Here is a 3,358-nt window from a genome sequence, read left to right as displayed (position 1 = left end):
CCTGAGCTTGTCGAAGGATGAACGGATTGACTTTTCACAAGCCGGCTAACTTCAGCCCAATCACCTCTCATCATGGCTTCTTTCTTTTTCCGACTCCAGCCCTTGATTTGCCGTTCCGCCGATAGCGCTTCTTCTCGCGTGCTGGTTGCCTGAGACCAAATGCACTCTACCGGAGGACGCGGTAAAGTGTAGCCACCGCATTCGCCAGCTTGATGTTGGGCTATTCGTTTTTCGAGATTATCGGTATGGCCGGTGTAATAGCTGCCGTCGGCGCAGCGAAGGATATAAACCCAGAACATTCTGCTTCCTTATCCTTGTTTGAGGTGTTGTAGGTCGCTGTTACGCCAATCAATTCCGCCGGGAAATAATCGCTACTCGCCAAACCGTTCGTGCTTCGACAAGGCTCTCCTGAGCGCCGCCGAAGGACTCAGCACGAACGGTTTGGCGCAGAGATGCACGGATTTTCCCGCCCATCCTTCGACGGGGCTCAGGACGAACGGGAAAATCCTAGCATGCAAACGGAAAAGTCGATTTTCGCCCCTAGAAAATCAAAATACTACACCGTCAAATACCGCTTCACCATGTCGTCCGCCAATTCGTTCATCGCCCCCACCGCCACATCCCGCCCCCGGTCCATGATGCAAAACTGATTGGCGACCTTGCGAGCAAACGGCAGTTTTTGTTCGACCAGCAATACCGTTACGCCCAGTTCTTTATGGATGCGGTCGATGGCTTGGTGGATTTCGCCGGTTTCCGGTTTTGGGGCCGGTGTCACTACACCGCGCGATTTATTCAGACGAATGATCACGTCGCCGATTTCGCTGACGATGTTGGGCTGAATGCCTTCGGTCGGTTCATCCAAGATCAGTAGGCGCGGATTCAGTACCAGCGCCCGGCCGATGGCCAATTGCTGCTGCTGGCCGCCGGACAGGTCGCCGCCCCGGCGTTTGAGCATTTGTTTTAGTACCGGAAAAATCTCGAAAATGCTGTCCGGCACTTTTTTGATACCGTGTTTGTTGGCGGCGCGCAGCCCGGTTTTCAGGTTTTCTTCCACCGTCAACAACGGAAAGATTTCCCGGCCTTGCGGCACGTAACCGATGCCTAGTTCGGCACGGGACTCGGCCTTGGCTTTGGCCAATTCCACGCCGTCGAATTGAATGCTGCCGTCGGCCACCGGTAATAGACCCATGATGGCTTTCAGTAAGGTGGTTTTGCCGACGCCGTTGCGGCCCATCAGGCAGACGCAGGACCCTGCGGGTACGCTCAAATCCAGGTCCCATAAGGTGTGGCTGGCGCCATAGTATTGTTGCAATGCGCTAATCGTTAACATCATCCCCCCAGGTAAACTTGGATCACGCGCGGATCGTTTTGCACTTCATCCATCGTGCCTTCGGTGAGCACCGAGCCTTCGTGCAACACTGTCACTTTACGGGCGATGCTGCGCACGAATTCCATGTCGTGCTCGACGACGACGATGGAGTGTTTGCCTTGCAAGGACAACAACAGTTCGGCGGTACGTTCGACTTCCTGATGAGTCATGCCGGCGATGGGTTCGTCGACCAGCATCACTTTTGGGTCCTGCATCAGTAACATGCCGATTTCCAGCCACTGCTTCTGACCGTGCGACAGCGCGCCGGCCAATTGCCGTTGTTGGGCGGGCAGGGCGATGGTTTGCAGCACATCCTGGATGCGGTCGCGTTGCTCGCCGTTTAATTTATGAAACAAGGTCGGCCAGGTGCGTTTGTCGGTTTTTAAGGCCAGTTCCAGATTTTCGAATACGGTCAGGGCATCGAACACGCTGGGTTTTTGAAACTTGCGGCAAATGCCGGCCTGAGCGATGGCCGGTTCGTCCAGTTCCAGCAAATCGATGGTCTGGCCGAAAAACACCGAACCGCTGTCAGGCTTGGTTTTGCCGGTAATGACGTCCATCAAGGTGGTTTTACCGGCACCGTTGGGGCCGATCAGGCAGCGCAATTCGCCGTCGTCGATGTACAGCGATAAATGGTTCAGCGCCCGGAAGCCGTCGAAGCTGACGCTGACGTCTTCCATGTACAGAATCGGGCCGTGGCGGGCGTCGACCTCGCCGTCCAGCGGCAGGCTGGCGCCGCCTTCAGTGGTAGTTGCAGCCGAGATCATCATGCCGGTTGTCCTCCGGTAGCATTAAGAGTGGGTTTGGGTTTGCTGCGACGGCGCAGCAGGCCGACGATGCCGTCGGGCATTAACAAGGTGACCAGGATGAAGGCACCGCCCAGGCAAAACAGCCAGGCGTCGGGCATCAGGCCGGTCAATACGGTTTTGGCGTAGTTGACCAGCACCGCGCCGATGATGGCGCCGTACAAGGTGCCGCGCCCGCCGACCGCGACCCAGATGACGATTTCCAATGAGTTTAATGGTGAGAACTCGCTAGGGTTGATGATGCCGACTTGCGGCACGTACAGCGCGCCGGCCAGACCCGAGAGCATCGCCGCGAACACGAATACCCATAGTTTGAATAATTCCACCCGGTAACCGAGAAAACGTACCCGCGATTCTTGGTCGCGAACCGCCGTGACGACCCGGCCCAGTTTGCTGTTCACAATCCAGCGGCACAGCAACAAGGCGCCGATCAGGCTCAGGCCGGTCATCAATAACAAGACTGAACGCACCGCCTCGGATTGAATATTGAAACCGAGGATGTCTTTGAAATCGGTCAAGCCGTTGTTGCCGCCGAAGCCCATTTCGTTGCGGAAGAAAGCCAGCAGAAGTGCGTAAGTCAAAGCCTGGGTAATGATGGATAGATAGACGCCGGTGACCCGAGAACGAAACGCCAGCCAGCCGAACACGAAAGCCAGCAAGCCGGGCGCCAGGAAAACCATCAACATCGCGAAACCGAAATTCTCGAAGCCGTGCCAGTACCAGGGCAGCTCGGTCCAGTTCAGGAACACCATGAAGTCCGGCAGCTCGGCGTTGCCGTAAACACCGCGCGTGCCGATCTGCCGCATCAGATACATACCCATCGCATAGCCGCCCAGTGCGAAGAATGCGCCTTGGCCCAATACCAGAATCCCGGCGTAGCCCCAGACCATGTCCAGCGACAAGCCGAGCAGGGCGAAGGTGAGGTATTTGCCGATTAGGGAGACTGAATAGGCGGAGAAATGCAATGCGGAATCTTCGGGGAAGATTAGGTTGCAGAGAGGGATTAAGAGGGTGACGCTGGCTAGGGCGATTAGCACTGAAGAGTAGGTTTTGTCTTGGGTCAGTTTAGCGATATTCATTTTTGACTTCCGTCTGTTTTAAAGTGTCGCTGTTGCGACGGCTTTTTTGAAGTCGGGTCTCGGCCCGACGGCCGAGGTACTTTCTTTTGCTTGGCCTCGGCAAT

4 protein-coding genes are annotated in these 3,358 nt (G+C 56.1%); all 4 read right to left on the bottom strand.

The features are described 5' to 3' along the window. A partial coding sequence (locus A1355_RS24465) for a GIY-YIG nuclease family protein (protein WP_082885452.1) occupies positions 1 to 299 on the bottom strand: 299 nt, incomplete at its 3' end. A gap of 257 nt (positions 300 to 556) precedes the next feature. After that, positions 557 to 1,330 (bottom strand): ABC transporter ATP-binding protein, encoded by a 774-nt coding sequence (locus A1355_RS08650; RefSeq protein WP_064027058.1) that lies wholly within the window; start codon positions 1,328 to 1,330, stop codon positions 557 to 559. Next, positions 1,330 to 2,139, bottom strand: coding sequence for an urea ABC transporter ATP-binding protein UrtD (gene urtD / locus A1355_RS08645; RefSeq protein ID WP_026601513.1), 810 nt, complete (start codon positions 2,137 to 2,139; stop codon positions 1,330 to 1,332). The genes A1355_RS08650 and urtD overlap by 1 nt, the downstream gene beginning before the upstream one ends. Then, positions 2,136 to 3,254, bottom strand: a complete 1,119-nt coding sequence (gene urtC / locus A1355_RS08640) for an urea ABC transporter permease subunit UrtC (RefSeq protein WP_064027056.1) — start codon at positions 3,252 to 3,254, stop codon at positions 2,136 to 2,138. Before urtC ends, urtD begins: the two co-directional genes overlap by 4 nt. Between the last annotated feature and the right edge of the window lie 104 nt (positions 3,255 to 3,358).

It is taken from the genome of Methylomonas koyamae (assembly GCF_001644025.1).
Classification (GTDB): Bacteria; Pseudomonadota; Gammaproteobacteria; order Methylococcales; family Methylomonadaceae; genus Methylomonas; species Methylomonas koyamae_A.
This window is presented reverse-complemented; position numbering and strand designations above follow the sequence as displayed.